Annotated in this window: 1 protein-coding gene; it reads right to left on the reverse strand. The window is 67.8% G+C overall.

Annotated features, from left to right (window positions below; genetic code table 11):
* On the reverse strand, positions 1-410 hold a 410-nt coding region (locus JHD64_RS21165; protein WP_199055594.1), incomplete at both ends, for a hypothetical protein.

Raw genomic sequence — 410 nt, forward strand, 5'->3', positions numbered from 1 at the left:
GGGCAGTAGTCGTGCCGTTATAGGTCTGGCTACCGGTCAGCGTCACCGCCAGCGGGTTGACCGTCATGCTGCCGCTGGCGCCAGTCAGGGTGTAGTCGCTGTCGCTCAGCGTCAGGCTGTTGAAGCCCGACAGGGCGCGGTTGCCTGCGTGGGCGCTGGCCAGGGTGGCGCTGCCACCGACGGTGACGCTGTCCCCTTCGATCTGGTTGCTGACCGTCAGGTTGCTGCCCTGGGCGACGTTCGTGCCGTTATAGGTCTGGCTACCCGTCAGCGTCACCGCCAACGGGTTGACCGTCATGCTGCCGGTCGCGCCAGTCAGGGTGTAGTCGCTGTCGCTCAGCGTCAGGCTGTTGAAGCCTGACAGGGCGCGGCTGCCAGCGTGGGCGCTGGCCAGGGTGGCGCTGCCACCG

The sequence above is a fragment of the Aquitalea sp. ASV15 genome (assembly GCF_016429115.1).
GTDB classification, from domain to species: Bacteria; Pseudomonadota; Gammaproteobacteria; order Burkholderiales; family Chromobacteriaceae; genus Aquitalea; species Aquitalea magnusonii.